The following is a 22,111-nucleotide window of genomic DNA, read 5'->3' on the forward strand; positions in this document are numbered from 1 at the left end:
TTCCCGCCACCGGACCGCCCTCCCTTGCGGAACCGGTCCGGTCAGCCGCCGACGTAGTCCGCCAGGTGCTCGCCGGTGAGGCCGGCGCGGGCGGCGACGAGGTCCGCGGGGGTGCCCTCGAAGACGACCCGCCCGCCGTCGTGCCCGGCGCCGGGACCGAGGTCGATGATCCAGTCGGCGTGCGCCATGACCGCCTGGTGGTGTTCGATGACGACGACCGACTTGCCGGAGTCGACGAGCCGGTCGAGCAGGCCGAGCAATTGCTCGACGTCGGCGAGGTGCAGCCCGGCGGTCGGCTCGTCGAGGACGTAGACACCGGCCTTGTCCGCCATGTGCGTGGCCAGCTTGAGCCGTTGCCGCTCCCCGCCGGACAGCGTGGTGAGCGGCTGGCCGAGCGTGAGGTAGCCGAGCCCGACGTCGGCGAGCCGCCGCAGGATCCGGTGCGCGGCCGGGGTGCGTGCCTCACCGGCCCCGAAGAACTCCTCGGCGTCGGCCACCGGCATCGCCAGCACCTCGCTGATGTCCCGGCCCCCGAAGCGGTACTCGAGGACCGAGGCGTCGAAGCGCTTGCCTTCGCAGTCCTCGCAGGTGGTGGAGACGCCGGCCATCATCGCCAGGTCGGTGTAGACGACGCCGGCCCCCTTGCAGGTGGGGCAGGCGCCCTCGGAGTTGGCGCTGAACAGCGCCGGCTTCACCCCGTTGGCCTTCGCGAAGGCCTTGCGGATCGGCTCGAGCAGTCCGGTGTACGTGGCCGGGTTGCTGCGCCGCGAGCCGCGGATGGAGCTCTGGTCGACCGACACCACGTCGTCGCCGCCCGGCCCCGGCTGCTGCACCAGCGACCCGTTCAGCAGCGAGCTCTTGCCGGAGCCGGCGACGCCCGTGACCACGGTCAGCACCCCGAGCGGGATGTCGACGTCGACGTTGCGCAGGTTGTGCGTCGAGGCGCCCCGGATCTCCAGCGCGCCGGCGGGCTTGCGGACCGTCTCCTTGAGGGTGGCCCGGTCGTCCAGGTGGCGTCCGGTGACGGTGCCGCTCGCCCGTAGCCCGTCGAGCGTGCCCTCGAAGCAGACGCTGCCGCCACCTGCACCGGCGCCGGGGCCGAGATCGACGACGTGGTCGGCGATCGCGATGACCTCCGGTTTGTGCTCGACGACGAGCACCGTGTTGCCCTTGTCCCGCAGCCTCAGCAGCAGGTCGTTCATGCGCTGGATGTCGTGCGGGTGCAGCCCGGTGGTCGGCTCGTCGAAGACGTAGGTGGTGTCGGTGAGCGAGGAGCCGAGGTGGCGGATCATCTTGACGCGCTGCGCCTCGCCGCCGGACAGCGTGCCCGCGGGCCTGTCGAGCGAGAGATAGCCGAGGCCGATCTCGACGAACGACTCGAGGGTGTGGCGGAGCGTCGCGAGCAGCGGCGCCACGGATGGCTCCTTCAGACCGCTCACCCACCGGGCCAGGTCCCTGATCTCCATCGCGCAGGCGTCGGCGATGGAGACCTTGCTGATCCTCGACGAGCGGGCGCCCTCGCTGAGCCGGGTGCCGTCGCACTCGGAGCAGACGGCGAACGTCATCGCCCGCTCGACGAACGCGCGGACGTGCGGCTGGAGCGCGTCGACGTCCTTGGACAGCATCGACTTCCGGATCTTCGGGATCAGGCCCTCGTACGTCAGGTTGATGCCCTCGACCTTGATCTTGGTCGGCTCCTTGTGGAGCAGGTCGTGCAGCTCCCTCTTGGTGAACCTGCGGATCGGCTTGTCCGGGTCGAAGAAACCGCAGCCCCGGAAGATCCGGCCGTACCAGCCCTCCATGCTGTAGCCGGGGATCGTGAGCGCGCCCTCGTTGAGCGACTTGCCCTCGTCGTAGAGCTGGGTGAGGTCGATGTCGGAGACGCTGCCCCGGCCCTCGCAGCGCGGGCACATGCCGCCGGTGCGGTTGAAGGTCGCCCTCACCGCCTTCCGGTCGCCGCGCTCGACGGTGATCGCACCGCTCGCCCGGACCGAGGGGACGTTGAAGGCGTACGCGCTGGGCGGGCCGATGTGCGGCTTGCCGAGCCGGCTGAAGAGGATGCGCAGCATCGCGTTGGCGTCGGTGGCGGTGCCGACCGTGGAGCGGGGATCGGTGCCCAGCCGCTGCTGGTCCACGGTGATCACTGTGGTCAGCCCGTCGAGGACGTCGACCTCGGGACGGGCCAGCGCCGGCATGAACCCCTGCACGAAGGCGCTGTAGGTCTCGTTGATCAGCCGCTGCGACTCCGCGGCGATCGTGTTGAACACCAGCGAGCTCTTGCCCGAGCCGGAGACGCCGGTGAACACCGTCAGCCGGCGCTTCGGGATCTCGATGCTGACGTCCTTGAGGTTGTTCTCGCGTGCGCCGTGCACGCGGATCAGATCGTGGCTGTCGGCGACGTGCGGCTCGGACGGCTGAGTGTCCGTCCTCCTGGCCTTGCTCACTGTGGTCTCCGTCCGTGAGGCGGGGCCGCCCCTGCGATGCAATGCGGCGCCGTCCGGCTCGATCCGGGATGCTTCGAACAGTACGTCCGGTTCTCCGTCCGCGGCGCGACATGGCCCGAACCGGTCGCGACCGGGTCATGGTGGGTGCACGGTGACGCCCATGGCCGTCAGGCTAGGCGCGGACCGGCGACCGCCGCTTCTCCGTTCCTGACCGGTCATTCCTCGTTCCGTCCGGCGCCGGCCCCGGGTGCCGTGGGAGAATCACCGCGTGCAGGACCTCGACGACCTCGTCCGGCTGCGGCGGGCCCGGGACCGGATGGACCGCGACTACGCCGAGCCGCTCGACGTCCCGGCGCTGGCCCGGGAGGCCCTGATGTCGCCGGGCCACTTCTCGCGCAGCTTCCGCGCGGCCTTCGGCGGGACGCCGTACAACTACCTGATGACCCGCCGCATCGAGCGGGCGAAGGCGCTGCTGCGGCGCGGCGACCTCACGGTGACCGAGGTCTGCTTCGCGGTCGGCTGCACGTCGCTGGGGTCGTTCAGCTCGCGCTTCACCCGGCTGGTCGGCGAGAGCCCGAGCAGCTACCGGGCCCGGAGCCACGACCACGGCGCCGCCATCCCCGCCTGCATGGTCAAGATCCACACGCGACCGGTCAGGAACGGAGAAGCGGGGGCCGCCGCCCGGCCGTAGCGTGCAAGGCATGGACATCAGGCTTTCCCAGTGCTTCATCGCCGTCGACGACCACGACAAGGCGATCGCCTTCTACCGCGATGTGCTCGGCCTCGAGGTGCGCAACGACGTCGGGTTCGAGGGCATGCGCTGGGTGACCGTCGGGGCACCCTCGCAGCCGGACGTGAACATCGTCCTGGAACCGCCGCTGGCCGACCCGAACGCCTCACCCGCCGACAAGCAGGCCATGGCGGAGATGATGGCCAAGGGCCAACTGCGCGGCGTCATCTTCGCGACGGACGACTGCGATGCCACCTTCTCCCGCATCGACGCCGCGGGCGGCGAGGTGCTGCAGGAGCCCATGGACCAGCCCTACGGCGTCCGCGACTGCGCGTTCCGCGACCCGTCGGGCAACCTGGTGCGCTTCACCCAGCCGCTCGCGAAGTGAGCGCCGGGCGGGTCCGGTTGCGGCGCCGGGGCTGTGGGCCGAGCTTGCAACCGTAGACGATATTTCGCTGTAGAATAATTTGACACCGAAGTATATTGCCGGACATGCCGCATCCCCTGCGCGACCGCCGCTTCCGTCTGCTCTTCGCCGGACGGTCCCTGTCCCTGCTCGGCGACTCCGTCATCCCGGCCGCCCTCGCCCTCGCCGTCCTGCGCGTCACCGGATCCACCTCCGCGCTCGCCGTCGTCCTGGGCTGCGCCCTGGTGCCGAAACTCGCCTTACTGCCGGTCGGCGGCGTCGTCGCGGACCGGCTCAGCGCCCGCACCGTCACGATCGCCACCGACCTCGTGCGATGCGGGGCCCAACTCGTGGTCGGCGTGGAGCTGTTGAGCAGCGCTCCCTCCATCGCGGTCATCGCCGGTGCGGAGGTGGCCGGCGGGGTCGCCTCGGCATTCGCCATGCCGGCACTCGGCCCGCTGGTCACCGGAACCGTCGCTGCGGCGGACCGTCAGCGTGCCAACTCCCTGCTGGGCACGGCCGGGAGCGCCGCCCGGCTGGGCGGCCCGGCCCTCGCCGGGCTGCTGCTCTGGGCCGCCGGGCCCGGATGGGCCTTCGTGCTGGACGCCCTGACCTTCGTGCTCAGCGCCGCGTGCATCGCCCTGGTCCCGGTGCGCCATGTGCAGCTTCCGCGGCGGTCGTTCCGGGAGGACCTGACACTCGGCTGGGCCGAGGTGCGCGCCCGCGACTGGTACTGGACGAGTCTGATCGCCCACGGCGTCTGGAACTTCACCGCCAGTGTGCTGCTGGTCCTCGGTCCCGCCGTGGCCGTCGCCGAGTTGGGCGGCGAGCATGTGTGGGTGGCCCTGCTCCAGGTCGGCGCCGTGGGGCTGCTGGCCGGTTCGCTCCTCGCCGGCCGGGCGCGGCTGCGACGCCCGGTGCTGATCGCGAACATCGGGTGCGCCACCTACGCGCTGCCGCTCGCCCTGCTGTCCCTCGCGGCTCCCGCAGCGGTGGTCGTGGCGTCGTACGGGGTCGCGATGGTGGGGCTCGGCTTTCTCAACCCCGTGTGGCACACCGCCGTCCAGAACGCGGTGCCCGAGCACGCCCTGGCCCGCATCACCTCGTACGACTGGCTGGTCTCGCTGGGCGCCATGCCGCTCGGCTACGCCCTGGCCCCGGTCGCCGCCGCGGCCTGGGGACCGGCCGTGCCGCTCATGGCCGGTGCGGTGCTCGCCGCCGGGGCCTGCCTCGGAACGGCCGCAGTGCCGGGCGTGCGGCACTTCACGGCCGGGCCGGACGTGCCTGCGGGAGGGATGTCCGCCCCGCCGACCGGGACCGCGGCGGGGGCCGTCGCGCAGGAACCGGGCGGCCCGTCCTGATCCCGGCCGCAGCCGGCCCGGCGCGGTCGTTCCGTCCACCGGCATCCGACATCCGGCGTCGGGCACGGTTTCGGCCATCTTCACCGATCGCCCGACGCCCTGGTGACGGATCCGGGCCCGGATGGGACCCTTCTGATTGTTCGTCACATTCGCACCACCCGTCTGCCGGTGCCGCCCCGCCCCGGGTGGCACGTCCCCCCATCCGCGCGGTGACCCCGCGCGGCCGACGCAGCAGGAGTCCGCATGAGACGCAGCCGAAGAATCCGTACCGGCACCGGAGTTCTGATCGCCCTCGGCGCCCTAATCGCCACCGCCCTCCAGGCCGGCCAGGCCGGCGCCGCCGCCCCGCCCGTCGCGGTCCACGACGCCGCGAAGTCGCGGGCCGCCCAGGAGCGGACCGCCGAGTTCTGGACCCCCGAGCGGATGCGCTCGGCCGAACCGCTCGATCTGCTCGAGGCCGGGCCGGGCGAGGTCACCGCCGATGTCCCGCGCGGCACGAAGCAGACCGTCGCCCCCACCCGCAAAGCGACCGGGCCCGCGGACGTCCAGTCCTTCCCCCAGCCCGGCGGAGCGTGGACGGGCGGCGGCGACGTCGTCACCACCTCGGGCCGGGTGTTCTTCACCTACGGCGGGCGCACAGCGTCCTGCTCCGGCAACGCCGTCACCAGCGCCAACGGGAGCACCGTGATGACAGCGGGCCACTGCGTCAAGCTCGACGGCGCCTGGCACACCGACTGGGTGTTCGTCCCCGCCTACGACAACGGCCGGGCCCCGTACGGCACCTGGGCCGCGACACAGACCATGTCCACGCCCCAGTGGGCGGCCAGTGAGGACATCAACTACGACGTCGGCGCCGCCGTGGTCGCCCCGCTGAACGGGCAGCGCCTCACCGACACCGTCGGCGCGCAGGGCCTCGCGTTCAACACGGGCTACAACGTGGACATGTACGCGTTCGGCTTCCCGGCCGCCGACCCGTACGACGGCTCGAAGCTCATCTACTGCAGCGGGACGACCTACCAGGACTTCCTGCTCTCCAGCGACCACGGCATGGCCTGCGACATGACCGGCGGTGCCAGCGGAGGCCCCTGGTTCACTTCGTTCGACGAGGCCGGCGGCACCGGGCTGCAGTCATCGGTGAACAGCTTCAAGTACAACTTCCTGCCGGACGCGATGTACGGCCCGTACTTCGGCGCCGACGCACAGAACCTGTACAACACGGCCCAGTCGAGCTGAGGCCGTGACCGGCCCGCCCCGGCGGCCGGAACCGGGACCGGGCGGCTCGCCGCGAGCCGCCCGGTCCCGCGTTGCCGCGCCGGGCTCACATCCGGCCGAGCCGCCACAGCCGCCAGACGCCGGTGCCGTCGGAGAGGTACTGGGTGCCGGTGATGGTCTCGGTGCCGAGAACGTATTCCTTCTTCTGCCACAACGGGATCATCGGGACGTCCCGGGCGACGATCCGCTGGATCGCGTGGAAGTCCGTCACGGCCCGTGCCCGCCGCGAGTTGCGCTGGGTGCTGCGGATGAGCTCCTCGATCCGGGCGCTGCGGTAGCCGGTGTGCAGGGCGGACTTCTGCCCGACGAGGGGCGCGGTGAAGGTGTCCGGGTCCGGGAAGTCGGCGACCCAGCCGATGCAGAAGGCGTCGAAGTCCCCGTCGGCGTAAGACTTCTGGAAGGCGGTCCACTCCTGCCGCACGGTCTTCACCCGGAACAGCCCGCCGCTCTCCAGCTGCCGGCGCAACTCCGCGGTCTCCTCGTCGGTCGCCGCCCCCGACGAGTAGCCGAGGGTGATGTCGACGGGCAGCGTGACGCCGGCTGCGGCCAGACGGGCCCGTGCCCGCTCGGGGTCGGGCTTCGGATAACGGTCGTAGAACGTCGTGGTGTGACCGCTCATGCCTTGCGGGATGAGCGAGTACAGCGCCGAGACGGTCCGGTGGTGGACCTTCCGGGCGAGCGCGGGACGGTCGACCAGGTCCGCCGCGGCCTGCCGCACCTCGCGCCGGTGCATGGCCGAACCCTCGCGCACGTTGAAGGCCATCACCCGGGTGGTGCCCGCCGGGTTGGCCATGACCTTGACGCCGGTGGCGGTCGGCGACGAGAGCTCCTTGATGTCCTCAGGAGGCATCTGGCGTGCCGCGACGTCGAGTCGGCCGGCCTTCCACGCCTTGCCGAGCCGCTTCGGGTCGACGAAGTAGTGGATGTCGACCGGGCTGCTCTGCTGCCGCACCGCCCCCCTGTAGTGGGGATTGGGCACCAGCACCGCCTTGCGGCCGCTCACGTACTCGTTGAGCAGGTAGGGCCCGGTGCCGTCCACCGAGGTGCCCTGGCGCAGCCGGTCGGGCTTGTAGCGACGGGAGTCCACGATGGATCCGGCCCCGGTGGCGATCTTGTACGGGAACGTGGCATCCGGCGTGGACAGTTCGAAGGTGACCGTCCTGCCCTCGGCGTGCACGTACTTCAGCGTGTCCAGGACGGGCAGCGGGCCCAGCGGGTCCTTGATGGCGGCGATCCGGTCGAAGGAGAAGCGGACGTCCTCCGCGGTGACCCTTCTCCCGCTGGGGAACCTGAGGTCGTCCCGCAGCTCGCACCGGAACGTCCGCAGGTCCTCCCCGCTGAACCGGCACCACTTCGCCGCGTCGGGGACGGGACGGGTGGCGCCGGGCGTGAACGTCATCAGCGACTGGTACAGGTTGCTGTACAGCGACCAGGAACCCACGTCGTAGGCCCCGGCGGGGTCGAGCGAGGTGACCGTGTCGGTCGTACCCACGTCGATCGGCTTCTGCTCGGCCTCCGCCGTCGGCAGCAGGGAGCACCCGGCCAGTGCCCCCACCGTCAGCAGCGCCACGCCGACTCTTCGCGCGGCCCCCGCCCACGTCCCGTGCATCATCAGGTCCCCTCCGACCGTCTCCACCCCTGGGGCCCACCCGTGCCGGAGCAGGAACAACCGTTCTGCCGCACACCGGCAGGGGTGAGCGGCATCACCTAAACACACGATTCAAGATCGAGTGAAGGGAAACGGGATATGCCGTGGGGAAAGCTTCACTCTCAGGAGGAGTTGACCGGGCTCAGGGCGACTTGAGAGTGACGAGGGTGATGTCGGACTCGGCACCGACGCGGACCGGCGGGCCCCACGCCCCGGCTCCCCGGGTGACGTACAGCTGGGTGTCCCCGTAGCGCTCCAGCCCGGCCACCGTCGGGTTCGCCAGGGCTGCGAGATACGGCCCCGGCCAGAGCTGTCCGCCGTGGGTGTGCCCGGACAGCTGGAGGTCCACGCCGTGCTTCACCGCGTCGTGGATCAGCACCGGCTGATGGGCCAGCAGCACCGAGGCACGCGCCGGGTCCCGGTCGCCGAGCGCGGCCCGGAAGTCGGGACCGGCTCCCGTGGGGCCCTCCCCTTCGGCCGCGACGTCGTTGACCCCGGCGAGGTCGAAGCCGGGCAGCTCCACGCGGGCGTTCTCCAGCGGGTGGACGCCCAGGTCGCGCAGGTGGTCGACCCACTCAGCGGCTCCCGAGTAGTACTCGTGGTTGCCGGTGACGAAGTACGTGCCGTGGCGGGACCTCAGCCGGACGAGCGGCTCGGCGGCCGGCCCCAGGTCGGCGACGGTGCCGTCGACCAGGTCGCCGACGATCGCCACCAGGTCCGGCCGGGTCCCGTTGACCGCGTCCACGATGCGCCGGGTGTGGGACCGGCCCAGCATCGGGCCCAGGTGGATGTCGCTCACGACCGCGACGCGATAGCCGTCCGCACTCCGCGGCAGCTTCGCCAGCGTGATGCGGGTCCGCTTGACCGTCGGGCCGTCGAGCACGCCGTGGGCGCCGTACGCCACCGTGCCCATTCCGGCGGCAGCCGCGGCGAGGCCGACGGTGCGGGCGACGAAGAGCCGGCGGCTCGGCCGGCCGTCGGGTCCGGACCCGGCCCCGGGTGCGGGTGCGCCGTCGCCTGCGGGCGCCGCCGCAAGGCGGTCGCCGGCGGCGGGGTACGGGGCTCCTGCGGCCGGGTCCGCGGGGAGGGCGCCGACGGCCGTCACCGGCTCCGGGACCCGGGCCGGTGCGGTGTTCTCACCCGTCGCCCGTGCGGCCGCGCGACGCTCCAGCGCCCGGCGCAGCAGCGGCCGCACGGCCTCGCCGACGAGCAGGGCCAACGTGATGTACAGCAGGCAGGCGAGCCACAGGTATCCCGGCCAGGCGAGGATCTGCTCGACCCGGAACGGAGCGCCGCCACGTCGGCTGATCAGCGCCGAGAGGGTGATCAGCGGGAGGGCGAAGGCGACGGCGGCGCCGGTCCGGCGGACCGGTCCGGGGCCGGCGGTCGTGTCCCGGACGAGGCGGATCCACAGATACCGGTGCACGCCCGCGAGCAGCGTGAGGACCGCGATCACGATCACGACGACGAGGACGGCCATGGGCGCGTTCCCTCCTGTTCCGAGGGACGGCCGGCGGCACGCCGCCAGGCCAGGACTCCCCGCAGGCCGATCAGGCCGACGGTGGTGCCGAGCAGGAACGAGGTGATCGCCAGCAGCAGATGGACCCAGAAGTAGGCGGTCGGGTCACCGGCTTCGTCGAAGGCGAGGCCGCTGCCGTCCGCCCACAGGTTTTTGGCGAAGGTGATCCAGATGAACCAGGTCCAGACGCCGAAGGCGAGCAGGAACCAGGAGACGCGACGGCCGAGGACGGCCGGGGCGCGGCGTCCGTCGCCGGTGCCCGGGCCTGTGTCGGCGGGAGTGGGGGTGGGGGTGGATCCTGACATGGGTTCCAGTATCACCGCGGGTCCGGTGATGGGGCCGCCGGGGTGGGATCGCCGGGCTGATCCCCCGGGACTGTCGGCTGGGAGGACGATCACACTGTAGTTTCACCGGGTGCCTGCTTACCGTGCCCACGCATCAGCCGACATCCGATCCCGACTCCCGCGCCGCGGGGCGGCATTGGCCGTCACAGCCGTCCTGTTGCCCGTCCTGGCGGGCACACCCGCGCTCGCCGACGACAAGGACGACGGCAAGTCCGGACGCAACCAGCCGCCCGCCCGGATGTCGGTGGTGGGCGGCAAGCGACTGGGCATGTCCGGTACCCAGGTGGAACTGCGCAAGGGGGCTCCGGGGCTGCCGGGGAAGCTCACCGGCAAGTCGTGGCTGGTCGCTGACGCCGAGTCGGGTGATGTCCTCGCCTCGCACAACGCGCACTGGCGACTGCCGCCCGCCAGCACCCTGAAGATGCTGTTCGCGGACACCGTGCTGCCGAAGCTGCCGAAGGACCGGGAGCACGAGGTCGAGCCGTCCGACCTCGAGGGCATGGGTGAGGGCAGCAGCCTGGTCGGCATCAAGGAGCACCAGAAGTACACGGTCCACGACATGTGGCTGGGAGTGTTCCTGCGCTCAGGCAACGACGCCGTCCACGTGCTGTCCGCGATGAACGGCGGGGTCGAGAAGACCGTGCGGGACATGCAACGCCACGCGCGGGACCTGCACGCCGACGACACCCACGTCGTGTCCCCGGACGGATACGACGAGGAGGGACAGGTCTCCAGCGCCTACGACCTCACGCTCTTCGCCCGTTCCGGCCTGCAGAAGGCCGACTTCCGGGAGTACTGCTCGACGGTCCGCGCCCAATTCCCCGGCGAGGAGAAGAAGGGCAAGAAGAAGCGCGAGACGTTCGAGATCCAGAACACCAACCGGCTGCTCACCGGGGACTACGGTCTCAACCCCTACAAGGGCATGGCGGGCGTCAAGAACGGATACACCTCGAAGGCCGGCTCGACGTTCACCGGGGTCGCTCAGCGCGGTGACCGGGTGCTGCTCGTCACCGTGATGAACCCGGAGTCCGAGGAGCACAACGCGGTCTACAAGGAGTCCGCGGCACTGCTCGACTGGGGATTCGACGCGGCCGGGAAGGTCGAACCGGTGGGCCGGCTCATCGCGCCCCGAGCGGTTCCGCAGGCCCGCGCCGACAGCGCGAAGGGCGAGGGCAAGAACCGGCAGGAGCAGCCGAAGCAGGCCACTGCCGCCGCCGGGCCCGAGTCCGACAAGGGCCCGAGCGGAGCCCTCGTGGCGCTCGGTGTCACGGGCGGGGCCCTTGCGGTCCTGGCGGCGGCGGCGTTCCTGGTGCACCGCCACTGGCCCCTTCCGGACCTGATCCGCCGGCGGTGAGCGGACGGCTCGCGGGGCCCGGTTCCGGTCCGGCGCCGGGCTCCGCCGGCCCCGGTTCCGGTTCCGGGACCGGGACCGTCCCCGCACCGGTCCGGTCCACCGCCGTCCACGCCGCGCAGTAGAGCAGCAGCCTGGCCATGAGGTTGATCCACAGGAGCAGGGCGACGGGGACGCCGAACGCGCCGTACATGCTCCGCGATGCGACGCCCTGCAGATAGCCGCTGAGCAGCACTTTCAGGAGCTCGAACCCGAGGGCGCCGATCAGGCCGGCGATCAGCACCGTGCGCCGTGCGGGATGCACCCGGGGCAGCCGGGTGAGCACGAAGGCCAGGAGCAGCAGGTCCGCGAGGACGGCGATGGCCAGTCCCGCGGCGAACAGCAGGACTCGTCCGGCCGCCCCCTCGTCGATGCCGAGGAGCTCCGCCAGCCGGCCGACGCCGCCGCTCGCCAGGGCCGAGCCGCCCATGGCGACGAAGCCGATGCCGGCCAGCCCGATCAGGACCACTCCGTCGCGGGCCTTCCGCACCACCGGGTTGCCCGGGTCCTCCTCCTTGCCCCAGACGGCGCGCAGGCACTCGCGCAGCGAGCCGACCCAGCCGACGCCGGTCACGAACAGCGCGGCTCCGGCGATGGCCCCGACGGTGCCGGCGTTGGCGACGAGCCCGTCGATGTCCAGCCGGTCCGATATGCCGGGAACCTGCTGGGCGAGTTCAAGCTTGAGATTCCCCAGCTGCGTGGGGCTGAGCAGGGTGGCGCCGACGGCGGCAGCCACAGTGATCAGTGGGAAGACGGCGACGAAGCTGACGAAGGTGATGGCGGCGGCCAGCCGGGACCAGTGCACCTCTTCCAGACGCTCGTAGGCGTGCCAGGCATGGGTGCGCATCAGCCGGGCGATCGCAGGCCCGAGGACGGGGATCCGGGTCAGCCGTTCCATGTCGGGCACCTACCCGGAGCGGGGCGGATCGACCGGCGATCGGTCGCGAAGTCCGCCGAGCGGGGCGAGGTGCGGCGGTGCGCGAGAACACGGGGCCGACGACGCGCGGGCCGGGCCGTTGCGGGCCGTCGGCGGCGTCCCTTCAGCGGCCGCGGGCCGGACAGGCGGCGGGGGCGGGGCCGAAGCCGGCAGCCCGGGGTCAGGGACGGAGCGAGGGCTCGGCCGGTGCGTCGAGCGGCCCGGCCTGCGCGGGCAGGCCGGGCACGGTCCTGCCTCCCGCGAACGGGTAGTCCTGCGCCTTGTGCCAGGCGCCGTCGTCGTCGCGCGTGTAGAGGGCGAATCCACTGACGGTCCAGTCCGCGCGGAACCCGGCGAGTTCCTCGTAGGCCCGGTCCATCGCCTCGTCCGCGATGTCGTGGGCGACCGTCACATGGGGGTGGTAGGGGAACTGGAGCTCGCGGTGCACCGGCCCGGAGCGGACCAGTTCCTGTATCGCGCTGCAGTCCTCGATGCCCTCGGCCAGCCGGACGTAGACGACGGCTGACAAGGGCCGGAACGTGCCGGTGCCCTGCAGTCGCATCCGGAAGGGGCGCAGGCCGTCGGCGACCCGTGCCAGGTGGAGCCGGAAGGCGGGCACGGCGTCGGTGTCGACCTCGGTCGGCGGCAGCAGGGTGACATGGGTGGGGATGCAGTGTGCGGCCGCGTCCCCGAAGCCCGCGCGCCGCTGCTGGAGCAGGCTGCCGTACGGCTCCGGGACCGCGATCGAAACGCCGAGCGTTACGGTCCCCACATCCATCTCCTCTGCTCCTGACGGTGCACCGGCCACCAGTGTGACGGTCCCGACCCGCGCACCGATACGGATCCGACTGCCGAGGGTACGGAATCGGCGGACTCCACGGCGAGGGCTTCGGTCCCGCGGCAGCGGGCCCAAGGACCCTTGCCCCGGCCCTCCGCCCCGCGCACCTGCCGGCTTTCCGGAGCCGTCAGTGTTTGGCGGGGAGGAAGCCGATCTTGTCGTACGCCTGCGCCAGGGTCTCCGCGGCCACTGCGCGGGCCTTTTCCGCGCCCTTCGCCAGGATGGAGTCCAGCGTCTCCGGGTCGTCCAGGTATTCCTGCGTCCGCGACCGGAAAGGTGTCACCCATTCGACCATGACCTCGGCGAGGTCGGTCTTGAGGGCGCCGTAACCCTTGCCCTCGTACTTCTGCTCCAGTTCTCCGACGGAAGTGCCGGTGAGGGTGGAGTAGATGGTGAGGAGGTTGCTGACGCCGGGCTTCTCCTCGGGGGCGTAGCGGATCACCGTGGCGGTGTCGGTCACCGCGCTCTTGATCTTCTTGGCGGAGACCTTCGGCTCGTCGAGGAGGCTGATGAGGCCCTTCGGCGTGGAGGCCGACTTGCTCATCTTGATCGTCGGGTCCTGGAGGTCGTAGATCTTCCCGGTCTCCTTGACGATGTGCGGCGCCGGGACGGTGAAGGTCTGCCCGAAGCGGCCGTTGAACCGGTCGGCGAGGTCGCGGGTGAGTTCGACGTGCTGGCGTTGGTCCTCGCCGACGGGTACGGAGTTCGCCTGGTACAGCAGGATGTCCGCGACCTGGAGGATCGGGTACGTGAACAGGCCGACGGTCGTCCGGTCCGAGCCGTGGCGTGCCGACTTGTCCTTGAACTGCGTCATCCGGGATGCCTCGCCGAAGCCGGTGAGGCAGTTCATCACCCAGCCGAGCTGCGCGTGCTCGGGCACATGGCTCTGGATGAACAGCGTGCACCGCGCGGGGTCGAGGCCGGCGGCCAGGAGCTGGGCGGCGGCGAGCCGGGTGTTGGCCCGCAGCTCGGCCGGGTCCTGCGGGACGGTGATCGCGTGCAGGTCGACGACCATGTAGAAGGCGTCGTGGGTTTCCTGCAGCGCGACGTACTGACGGATCGCACCGAGGTAGTTCCCGAGGTGGAACGAACCTGCGGTGGGCTGGATACCGGAGAGCGCGCGGGGACGGTCGAGAGCCATGGCGCCATTGTCTCAGGCGTGGGCGCGGGCACGGGCCGCGGTCCGGGCACCGCCCGGTCCGTCAGGTCCCGATCAACCACTGGACGAACAGAACGACGACGGCAGCCACGGCACCGAGACCGCCGATGGCCGCCATCACGATCGCCCCCTTGACCTCGGCGGGCATGCGTTCCTTCCAGCCCGCTTCCTGGGCGGCCTTCCGGATGAGCCGGTGCCCCTCCCGGGAGTCCAGTCGGTAGTCGACGACCTTCCCGGGGTCGCCCGCCTCGTTCCAGCCGAACTCCACGCGCTTGGAGACCTCGATGCTCCGGCCCCGGATGCGCTCGGCGCGGGCGGACAGCACCGGGACCGGCCCCTCGCCGCCGGCGCCTGCGCCGGTACGCCAGGAGACCGTCCGGCAGTCGTCGATGATCTTGAACGTGCGTGACGACGCGTCAAGACGGACGTGGTGGGTGCACACCTTGGTCAGCCGGTGCCTGTACATCAGTGTGTGCCATCGCGCGTCCGCCACGTCCATGCGGAGGTCGAAGCCCTTCGGGGTCTCCGCCGGCACGTAGGGCGAGCCCTCGGCCAGCTCCCGGATCCGGTCGATCAGTTCTCGTGACGCGGTCATGCCACGCATTCTAGGGCCGGAGGGCGACCGGCGGGCCACGGTCGGCGTCACCTTCGCGTCCGACCGCCACCGGCCAGGACCGGAAGGCACCTTCGCATTCCGGTCCCGTGGCGATACAAATGACAGTGTTACGGCCCCGACACCGAACGGAGCACCAGTGACCAGCAGCACGGACCGCAGCATCGCCGCCGCCGAGGCACGCAGTGCGCACAACTACCACCCGCTGCCGGTGGTCGTCGCCTCCGCGGAGGGGGCGTGGATGACGGATGTCGAGGGACGGCGCTATCTCGACATGCTGGCGGGCTACTCGGCGCTCAATTTCGGCCACGGCAACCGCCGGCTGATCGACGCGGCCAAGGCGCAGCTGGAACGGGTCACGCTGACCTCGCGGGCCTTCCACCACGACCGGTTCGCCGACTTCTGCACCGCGCTCACCGAGCTGTGCGGCATGGAGATGGTGCTGCCGATGAACACCGGCGCCGAGGCGGTGGAGACGGCAGTCAAGACGGCTCGCAAGTGGGGCTACCGGGTCAAGGGGGTGCCGGACGGCCGGGCGAAGATCGTCGTCGCGGACAACAACTTCCACGGCCGGACGACCACGATCGTCAGCTTCTCGACCGACCCCGAGGCGCGGGCCGACTTCGGCCCGTACACGCCCGGCTTCGAGATCGTGCCGTACGGCGACCTGGCGGCGCTCGAGGCGGCCGTGGACGAGCACACCGTCGCGGTGCTGCTGGAGCCGATCCAGGGCGAGGCCGGCGTCCTGGTACCGCCGGCCGGCTACCTGGCCGGGGTCCGCACGCTGACCCGGGAGCGGAACGTCCTGTTCATTGCGGACGAGATCCAGTCCGGGCTGGGGCGCACGGGACGCACGTTCGCGTGCGAGCACGAGGGTGTCGTCCCGGACATGTACGTGCTGGGCAAGGCGCTGGGGGGCGGCGTCGTCCCGGTGTCTGCGGTGGTGTCGTCACGGGACGTGCTCGGGGTGCACCGGCCGGGCGAGCACGGCTCGACGTTCGGCGGCAATCCGCTGGCCTGCGCGGTCGCACTGGAGGTCATCGCCATGCTGCGGAGCGGCGAGTTCCAGCAGCGGGCCTCCGAACTCGGCGAGCACCTGCACCACGAACTGGGGCTGCTGGTCGGCGGCGGCTCGGTCGACGCGGTACGCGGGCGGGGCCTGTGGGCCGGCGTGGACATCTCGCCCGCGCGCGGGACGGGCCGGGAGATCTCCGAGAAGCTCATGGAGCACGGCGTTCTGGTGAAGGACACCCACGGCTCCACGATCCGCATCGCGCCGCCGCTGGTGATCAGCAAGGAGGACCTCGACTGGGGCCTGGAGCAGCTGCGCGGCGTGCTGGAGAAGTGACCGCCGGGCCGTGGCCGGGACCCGTCGGGGTTCCGGTCCACGGCCGTGAACCGGTGGCGGAGCGGAAACCCGGCCGGGCATTCTGCCCCGATGGACTCTTCGCAGGCAACCCCCGAGCCGGTCAAGCAGCCGGTCACTCTGCGGGCCGGGAACGACGAACTCCGGCCAACTTTCGAGCGGTTGTGGCAGCTGTACTGGCACGACCTGTCGGAGTTCCGCGGGGTCGTCCCGCGGCCGGACGGCACCTACCGCTCCGACCGGCTGGCGTCGTACTTCGGCGAGCCGGACCACCACGCCCACCTGATCCACCACGGCCGCGACCTCGCCGGCTTCGTCCTGACCCGGCGCCTGTCCGAAGGCGCGCGATCCGTCTACGCCTTCTTCGTCGTCCGGGCGCTGCGCCGCAGGGGCGTGGGGCACCGGGCGGCGCGGGAGATGCTGCGGCTGTGTCCCGGGCCGTGGGCGATCGCCTTCCAGGAGGAGAACCCGAAGGCCGCCCGTTTCTGGCGACAGCTGGCCACCGACGCCGTGGGCGCGGCCTGGCGGGAGGAACGCCGCCCGGTGCCGCCGCCCGCCCCGAAGCACCTGCCGGACGACGTCTGGATCCTGCTCGACACGTCGGCCGCCGGTGGCCCAGGCCGGAACTCTCAGTCCGTGCCCGGGGCCGCGCAGGGATAGTCGATGGCGTGCACGTCGTCGGCCAGGTCCGCGAGAGCGAGCCGGGGGTTGAGCGACTTCATGACGTGGTCGGTCAGCGGTTCGGAGGCGTAAACGTGCGCGACGGCCGTCAGGTCCACGGGCACCTCGTAGTAGTCCTGCGCGAAGCGCTGGAACGCATCCGGCGTCGGATCGATGAGCAGCTCGAACAGGTACTCCGCGCCGTCCTCGACGTCCGTGGGAACGTCGACAGCGCCGTGCCGCCAGGCGTCGTCTCCTGTCTCCCGCCAGAGGCACGCGGTCACGGCCGGCGTGCCCCACTCGTCCTTGGCGGATTCGACGAACGGCCGAAAGGTCTCGGGCACGTCGTCGATCACCCCGGGCCAGACGCTGAGGTCGTTCCGCGCGTACGGCGTCAGCGGCGACTCATGGTCGAAGCCGAGCAGGCACACGCCGGAGGCCGAGAACAGCACCGCGTACTCGTCGCCGGACCCGTTGCTCATCCAGGCCGCCTCCTGCCCGGGTATCCGGTGGGCGTCGAAGAAGTGGTACCGAAAGTTCCGGTCCGGGCACAGGATCGCGTCGAGCATCGCCAGGGATCGGCACAGCCTGCGCAGAGCGGCAGGGGCGGGAAGCCGCGGTGCCACGTCGTGAACGGTCATGGGGCGATCCAACACGGCACCACTGACATCCCCCGGCCCCGGTGGCGAACACCGGGGCCGGGGCTCCTCGAAGCTCGTCAGAGGATGACGTGCGGGATGAAGCGCGCGTACTCGTCGGTGATCAGACCCGACGACTCGCGGATGCCGAGCCCTGCGGCCTCGTTCTCGACGACCCAGGCCCCGAGCACGGTGCGGTTGCCGTCGAAGTCCGGCAGCGGCGCCAGCGCCTGGTAGCAGCAGGGTTCCTCGGGCTGCGGCGGCGCCGAGCCGGGCTCGTGCACCGTGACGCCCGCGCCCTCGCGGCCCAGCAGCGGCTTGGCGACATATCCCCCCTCGTCGGCGAGTTCCCGCGGGCCGTCCAGGTAGGCCGGGAGCAGGTTGGGGTGTCCCGGGTACAGCTCCCAGAGGACCGCCAGGAGGGCCTTGTTGGACAGCAGCATCTTCCACGCGGGCTCGATCCACAGGGTGCTGCCGGTGCCGCCGCCGTTGTCGAGGGTGTCGAGCACGTGCGACCCGAACTCGTCCGTGGCCAGCCACTCCCACGGGTAGAGCTTGAAGCAGCTGCGGATGAAGCCCAGTTGTTTGTCGACGAACCGGCCGGTGAGCTCGTCCCAGCCGATGTCCTCCATGGACACCGCTTCGGTGGCCAGGCCCGCCTGGTCCGCGGTCTCCCGCAGGTAGGCGACGGTCATCAGGTCCTCGCCGAGCTCGTCCGCCGCGGAGTGCGCGAAGTGGACGCGCGCGCCGGGCGGCAGCAGCGGGCTCTGCCTCTTCCAGGCGTCGACCAGCCGCTCGTGCAGGGAGTTCCACTGGTCGGCGCCCGGGAAGCGGTCCTCCATCCAGAACCACTGGGCGCTGGCGGCCTCCACGAGCGACGTCGGGGTGTCGGCGTTGTATTCCAGCATCTTGGCCGGGCCCCCGCCGTCGTAGCGCAGGTCGAACCGCGCGTAGATGCTGGGCTGTTCGGCCCGCCGCCGCCACGACTCGCCGACCAGCGCGGCGAGCCGCGGGTCGTCGATGCCGAGGTCGGCGAACCGGTTGCGCTCGACGATGTGCTCGGCCGCTGCGAGGCACATCCGGTGCAGTTCCTCGACGACTTCCTCGAGCGCCTCCACCTCGGGCAGCGAGAACTCGTAGTACGCGCTCTCGTCCCAGTAGGGACGCATCGAGTCGTCGGGGTAGCGGGTCAGCGGGTAGATGACGCCCTGGTCCTCGACGATGCGCTGCCAGTCGGGACGCGGCGCGATCGTGTGCCGGCGCACGGCGCGTCAGCCGCCGCTGCTGCCGTGCTTGGACCCGAAGCCGCCGCGGTGCACGGACGAGCCGCCACTGCGCTTGGTGAAGCTGCCGTCCTCGGCATAGCCCTTCTCGATGTCGGCGTCGTAGTACCAGGCGGCGTCCTTGCCGAAACCACGGCTCTTGCCGTACCTCGACCCGCTGGAACCGGAACCCGACGTCCCCCGGCACTCGCTGGAGTCCAGCACCTTGTAACCGCGGTTCATCTCATAGCTGTTGCGGTCCACGCACCGTTTGTCGGCCTCGGAGCTGCATGCGGTGAGCATTGCCGCCAGGGCGCTCACGCTGCCGAGTATCACCGTGCCCGACCTGAGGCGCCGTCGCGTCGCGTCCATCAGGACCTCCCCCGTCTTCTGCTTCTGTCATGTGCCCGTCCTGGGCAGGAATCAGAGTAGGGCCAGGGGGTGACAACCCGGCAAGAGGGGCTCGATCACTGTTGCGGAGCGGGTCATCATGGCCTCTACCCACGGGCGGCAGACCCGGCGGCGAGGTTACGCCCGAACCGGACGAGGACGACGACGGCGGGCAGGAGTGAGTATCAGGAGCCGATCGGATCAATCCGTGACGGGCAGGCACTCGGCGAGCAGGGCGACGATGTCACGCCAGGCTCGCTGTGCGTGCCGTGGGTGGTGGCCGACGCCGGGAGGCACGGTGTGGTCGACCGGGGGGTGGTGGAAGGCGTGAAGGGCTCCTCCGTAGACCACGAGGCGCCAGTCGACGTCCGCGGCCTGCATCTCTTCGGTGAACGCGACCCGTTGCGCGGGCGGCATGATCGGGTCTTCCGACCCGACCCCGGCCCATACCGGGCAGCGAATGCGTGCCGCCTCGCCCGGTCGGCCCGTGGTCAGTGCGTTGACCGTCCCGATCGCGCGCAGGTCGACGCCATCGCGACCGAGCTCCAGTGCGACTGCGCCCCCGGTGCCGTAGCCGACGGCGGCGGTCCGGTCGGGGTCGGCCCGTGGTTCGGCACGCAACACGCCGAGCGCTGCGTGACCGATTCCTCGCATCCGGTCAGGGTCGGCGAGCAGCGGCATACAACGGGCCAACATTTCCTCCGGGTCTTCCAAATAGCGCCCGCCGTGGAGGTCGAAGGCCAGCGCCACGTATCCCAGCTCGGCCAGAGCCTCGGCCCGGTGGCGCTCGACATCGCTGAGCCCGGTCCCCTCGGGTCCGATCAGGACTGCGGGCCGGCGCTCGGCACCGGCCGGGAGCGCGAGGTGTCCGATCATCGTCAGGTTGTCGGCCGGGTATTCGACCGTACGGGTTGTGACCGTCGTCATGCGACTGGACGGTAATGACCGTTGCGCCCGTTCGGGGTGGTGTTCACGGATGGCAGACAGCAGTCTGCCCCGACTACAGCACCCGGACGCGTCGCCCCAGGGCTACACCCTGCGCGTCAGCGCCGTCCCAGCCGCGCACCGCCAGCTCCTCGACCGCTGCCAGCCGCTCGACGGCGGCCAGGGCGTTCCCGCGATCCCGGCCCAGCGCAAGGCCCGCCGCGAGTACGAGAACCGGGTCGGCGCGCTCACACCGGCCGGACCATGATCACCGGCTTGGCGTCAACCGTTGTCCCGAGGTTCCCGAGGCCGTGTTACCGGAGCGGTGCGGATCCCGTTGTCGGTGCCGCTCGCCATCATGAAGGCATGACGCAACCTCATGTGGAGTCCCACAAGCCCCGGATGAACCTCTTCGAGCTGGCCCCGGATGTCTACCGGGCCATGCGCACTCTGGACCGCGCGGCCCGGAAGGGTGTCGACCCGGCCCTCGCGGAGCTGGTGAAGATCCGTGCCTCGCAGCTGAACCACTGCGCGTACTGCCTCGACATGCACATCAAGGACGCCCGGGCGGCCGGCGAGAGCGAGCAGCGGATCTACTTCCTGAGCGCCTGGGAGGAGGCCCACGGCTACTACACCGAGCAGGAGCGGGCAGCACTGGCGCTGACCGAGGCCATCACGGTCCTCACCGACGGCTTCGTCCCGGACGAGGTCTATGAACGGGCGGCGAACCACTTCGAGGAGGCCGAACTGGCCCAGCTGATCAGCCTCGTCCTGGTGATCAACTCCTGGAACCGGATCGCCGTCACCTGCCGCACGACGCCGGGGACGTACCGGCCGGGACAGCACAACGGCTCGGCCTGAGCGGGTCGGCCTCTCCGGGCGCCGGAGCCACGCGGCCGCGCCGGGTGCTCTCCGACGAGCGGGGCTGCCGAGCTCCGGCGGATACTGGTCGCAGAGCCCCAGCTCGTAGGGGTGTCATCGAGGCAGGCTGCACATGGATCCCGAGATCGACTACACAGCGGTCTTCCGGGCCCTCCCGGGAGGGGTGCTGCTGCTGACCCCGGAGCTGATCATCGCAGACGCCAGCAGGGCGTATCTGCGACTTTCCGGGCGCTCCCGGGACGAGCTCACCGGCCGGTACCTGTTCGACGTCTTCCCCGACAACCCGGCCGACCCGACCGCGTCCGGCCGGCGCAACCTGGAAGCTTCGCTGCGGCGTGTGATGGCCACCGGGATGCGCGACACCATGGCGCTGCAACGCTACGACGTGGAGATACCCGGCCGGCCCGGCATCTTCGAGGAGCGGTACTGGAGTCCCGTCAACGCCCCCGTGCTCGGCCCGGACGGCAAGGTGCGCATGATCGTGCACCGGGTGGAGGAGGTCACCGCGTTCATCCGCGACCGCGGGCTCGGATCCGGCGACGACCGTCATCGGATGATGGAGGCCGAGCTGTACGCCCGGGGCCGTGAACTGCAGGAGGTCAACGAGCGGCTGCGGCAGGCCTACGCGCGCGAACGGCAGGTGGCCCTCGCCCTGCAGGAGGCGATGCTGCCCACGCCCCGGAGCATCGGGCGGCGTCGGCCGGCGGTGCGCTACCGGCCCGCGGTCGGAGCGCTGAACGTCTGCGGCGACTGGTACGACCTGATCGATCTGCCCGGTGAGCGCATCGCCGTCGCCGTCGGGGATGTCGTCGGTCACGGTCTGTCCGCCGCCGGTGTCATGGGGCAACTGCGCAGCGCGCTCAGCGCCGCCATGCGGGTCGCCGACGGCCCTGCCCAGGCGCTGGACGTGCTCAGTCTGTACGCGCGTTCCGTGGACGGCGCGGAGTCGACGGTCGTGGCGCAGAGCGTCGTCGACTGGCACACGGGCATGATCGCCTACAGCTGCTCGGGCCATCCCCCGCCCGCTCTGCTCCACCCCGACGGAACCGTCCAGTTCCTGGACCAGGCCGTCAACCCACCGCTGGGCGCCCCGCCCGACCACTGCCCCAACTGCCAGGCCACAGCCCGCTTCACCGAGGGCGCGACCCTGGTGATGTACACCGACGGCCTCGTCGAGCGCCGTGACGAGGACATCGACACCGGGCTGGCCCGGCTGGCCGCCACGCTCACCGGCCACCGGGGGGCCGATGCCGAGACGCTGGCCGACGCCCTCCTGGCCGATCTGATCCCGGACGGGCACGTCGACGACACCGCTCTGGTCGTCATCGAACTCTGACCCCCGCACGAAC

Annotated in this window: 22 protein-coding genes; 10 read left to right on the forward strand and 12 right to left on the reverse strand. The window is 71.3% G+C overall.

Going from position 1 to position 22,111, the window contains the following annotated elements; all coding sequences use genetic code 11:
* Positions 1 to 41: 41 nt before the first annotated feature.
* The gene (locus tag M1E25_RS11320; RefSeq protein WP_251413503.1) at positions 42 to 2,444 is read right to left on the reverse strand and encodes an ATP-binding cassette domain-containing protein; all 2,403 of its coding nucleotides are present in this window, start codon (positions 2,442 to 2,444) and stop codon (positions 42 to 44) included.
* A 316-nt stretch (positions 2,445 to 2,760) separates the two neighbouring features.
* Between M1E25_RS11320 and M1E25_RS11325 the strand changes: the two genes are divergently transcribed.
* From M1E25_RS11325 to M1E25_RS11340, 4 genes are all read left to right on the forward strand, one after another.
* The gene (locus M1E25_RS11325; RefSeq protein WP_251413655.1) at positions 2,761 to 3,135 is read left to right on the forward strand and encodes a helix-turn-helix transcriptional regulator; all 375 of its coding nucleotides are present in this window, start codon (positions 2,761 to 2,763) and stop codon (positions 3,133 to 3,135) included.
* Between the two features lie 10 nt (positions 3,136 to 3,145).
* Positions 3,146 to 3,562, forward strand: a complete 417-nt coding sequence (locus tag M1E25_RS11330; protein WP_251413517.1) for a VOC family protein — start codon at positions 3,146 to 3,148, stop codon at positions 3,560 to 3,562.
* Between the two features lie 104 nt (positions 3,563 to 3,666).
* Positions 3,667 to 4,941 carry an MFS transporter gene (locus M1E25_RS11335; RefSeq protein ID WP_251413519.1) on the forward strand — a complete coding sequence of 425 codons (1,275 nt, stop codon included), beginning with the start codon at positions 3,667 to 3,669 and terminating at the stop codon, positions 4,939 to 4,941.
* Positions 4,942 to 5,184: 243 nt separating this feature from the next.
* The gene (locus M1E25_RS11340; RefSeq protein ID WP_251413521.1) at positions 5,185 to 6,174 is read left to right on the forward strand and encodes a trypsin-like serine peptidase; all 990 of its coding nucleotides are present in this window, start codon (positions 5,185 to 5,187) and stop codon (positions 6,172 to 6,174) included.
* Between the two features lie 85 nt (positions 6,175 to 6,259).
* Here the strand turns inward: M1E25_RS11340 and M1E25_RS11345 are convergent, their stop codons facing one another.
* The 3 genes from M1E25_RS11345 to M1E25_RS11355 form a co-directional block, all read right to left on the reverse strand.
* Complete coding sequence (locus tag M1E25_RS11345; protein WP_251413522.1) at positions 6,260 to 7,783, reverse strand: ABC transporter substrate-binding protein; 1,524 nt, start codon at positions 7,781 to 7,783, stop codon at positions 6,260 to 6,262.
* Positions 7,784 to 8,003: 220 nt separating this feature from the next.
* Complete coding sequence (locus M1E25_RS11350; protein WP_251413524.1) at positions 8,004 to 9,341, reverse strand: metallophosphoesterase; 1,338 nt, start codon at positions 9,339 to 9,341, stop codon at positions 8,004 to 8,006.
* On the reverse strand, positions 9,320 to 9,583 hold the full coding sequence (locus tag M1E25_RS11355) for an SCO4848 family membrane protein (RefSeq protein ID WP_251413658.1): 264 nt from the start codon (positions 9,581 to 9,583) through the stop codon (positions 9,320 to 9,322). The genes M1E25_RS11350 and M1E25_RS11355 overlap by 22 nt, the downstream gene beginning before the upstream one ends.
* Positions 9,584 to 9,860: 277 nt before the next feature.
* Here M1E25_RS11355 and M1E25_RS11360 point away from each other — a divergent pair, with 277 nt between their 5' ends.
* Positions 9,861 to 11,078, forward strand: a complete 1,218-nt coding sequence (locus M1E25_RS11360) for a D-alanyl-D-alanine carboxypeptidase family protein (protein ID WP_251413526.1) — start codon at positions 9,861 to 9,863, stop codon at positions 11,076 to 11,078.
* Here M1E25_RS11360 and M1E25_RS11365 read toward each other — a convergent pair.
* The 4 genes from M1E25_RS11365 to M1E25_RS11380 all read right to left on the reverse strand — a co-directional run bounded on the left by M1E25_RS11365 (position 10,990) and on the right by M1E25_RS11380 (position 14,622).
* Positions 10,990 to 12,012 (reverse strand): YihY/virulence factor BrkB family protein, encoded by a 1,023-nt coding sequence (locus tag M1E25_RS11365; RefSeq protein ID WP_251413528.1) that lies wholly within the window; start codon positions 12,010 to 12,012, stop codon positions 10,990 to 10,992. The genes M1E25_RS11360 and M1E25_RS11365 overlap by 89 nt on opposite strands.
* 199 nt (positions 12,013 to 12,211) lie before the next feature.
* Complete coding sequence (locus M1E25_RS11370; protein ID WP_251413531.1) at positions 12,212 to 12,802, reverse strand: 2'-5' RNA ligase family protein; 591 nt, start codon at positions 12,800 to 12,802, stop codon at positions 12,212 to 12,214.
* Between the two features lie 193 nt (positions 12,803 to 12,995).
* Entirely contained in the window at positions 12,996 to 14,009 is a 1,014-nt protein-coding gene (gene trpS / locus M1E25_RS11375) for a tryptophan--tRNA ligase (protein WP_251413533.1), read from the reverse strand.
* Between the two features lie 61 nt (positions 14,010 to 14,070).
* Positions 14,071 to 14,622 (reverse strand): hypothetical protein, encoded by a 552-nt coding sequence (locus M1E25_RS11380; protein ID WP_251413535.1) that lies wholly within the window; start codon positions 14,620 to 14,622, stop codon positions 14,071 to 14,073.
* A gap of 157 nt (positions 14,623 to 14,779) precedes the next feature.
* Between M1E25_RS11380 and rocD the strand changes: the two genes are divergently transcribed.
* Both rocD and M1E25_RS11390 read left to right on the forward strand, forming a co-directional pair.
* On the forward strand, positions 14,780 to 15,988 hold the full coding sequence (rocD, locus tag M1E25_RS11385) for an ornithine--oxo-acid transaminase (RefSeq protein ID WP_251413537.1): 1,209 nt from the start codon (positions 14,780 to 14,782) through the stop codon (positions 15,986 to 15,988).
* Positions 15,989 to 16,078: 90 nt separating this feature from the next.
* The gene (locus tag M1E25_RS11390) at positions 16,079 to 16,666 is read left to right on the forward strand and encodes a GNAT family N-acetyltransferase (protein ID WP_251413539.1); all 588 of its coding nucleotides are present in this window, start codon (positions 16,079 to 16,081) and stop codon (positions 16,664 to 16,666) included.
* Here the strand turns inward: M1E25_RS11390 and M1E25_RS11395 are convergent.
* The 4 genes from M1E25_RS11395 to M1E25_RS11410 all read right to left on the reverse strand — a co-directional run bounded on the left by M1E25_RS11395 (position 16,636) and on the right by M1E25_RS11410 (position 19,883).
* The gene (locus M1E25_RS11395) at positions 16,636 to 17,307 is read right to left on the reverse strand and encodes a hypothetical protein (protein ID WP_251413541.1); all 672 of its coding nucleotides are present in this window, start codon (positions 17,305 to 17,307) and stop codon (positions 16,636 to 16,638) included. The two genes, M1E25_RS11390 and M1E25_RS11395, sit on opposite strands and share 31 nt — an antisense overlap.
* Before the next feature lie 77 nt (positions 17,308 to 17,384).
* Positions 17,385 to 18,569 carry a glutathionylspermidine synthase family protein gene (locus M1E25_RS11400; RefSeq protein WP_251413543.1) on the reverse strand — a complete coding sequence of 395 codons (1,185 nt, stop codon included), beginning with the start codon at positions 18,567 to 18,569 and terminating at the stop codon, positions 17,385 to 17,387.
* A 6-nt stretch (positions 18,570 to 18,575) separates the two neighbouring features.
* Entirely contained in the window at positions 18,576 to 18,938 is a 363-nt protein-coding gene (locus M1E25_RS11405; protein WP_251413546.1) for a hypothetical protein, read from the reverse strand.
* 219 nt (positions 18,939 to 19,157) lie between these two features.
* Complete coding sequence (locus tag M1E25_RS11410; protein ID WP_251413548.1) at positions 19,158 to 19,883, reverse strand: dienelactone hydrolase family protein; 726 nt, start codon at positions 19,881 to 19,883, stop codon at positions 19,158 to 19,160.
* A 49-nt stretch (positions 19,884 to 19,932) separates the two neighbouring features.
* Between M1E25_RS11410 and M1E25_RS11415 the strand changes: the two genes are divergently transcribed.
* The 3 genes from M1E25_RS11415 to M1E25_RS11425 all read left to right on the forward strand — a co-directional run bounded on the left by M1E25_RS11415 (position 19,933) and on the right by M1E25_RS11425 (position 22,098).
* A complete protein-coding gene (locus tag M1E25_RS11415; protein WP_251413550.1) occupies positions 19,933 to 20,148 on the forward strand; it encodes a hypothetical protein in 216 nt (71 codons plus the stop codon).
* A gap of 98 nt (positions 20,149 to 20,246) precedes the next feature.
* The gene (locus M1E25_RS11420) at positions 20,247 to 20,741 is read left to right on the forward strand and encodes a carboxymuconolactone decarboxylase family protein (protein ID WP_251413552.1); all 495 of its coding nucleotides are present in this window, start codon (positions 20,247 to 20,249) and stop codon (positions 20,739 to 20,741) included.
* 133 nt (positions 20,742 to 20,874) lie between these two features.
* A complete protein-coding gene (locus tag M1E25_RS11425) occupies positions 20,875 to 22,098 on the forward strand; it encodes a PP2C family protein-serine/threonine phosphatase (RefSeq protein WP_251413554.1) in 1,224 nt (407 codons plus the stop codon).
* Positions 22,099 to 22,111: the final 13 nt, after the last annotated feature.

Source organism: Streptomyces meridianus (assembly GCF_023703325.1).
Classification (GTDB): domain Bacteria; phylum Actinomycetota; class Actinomycetes; order Streptomycetales; family Streptomycetaceae; genus Streptomyces; species Streptomyces meridianus.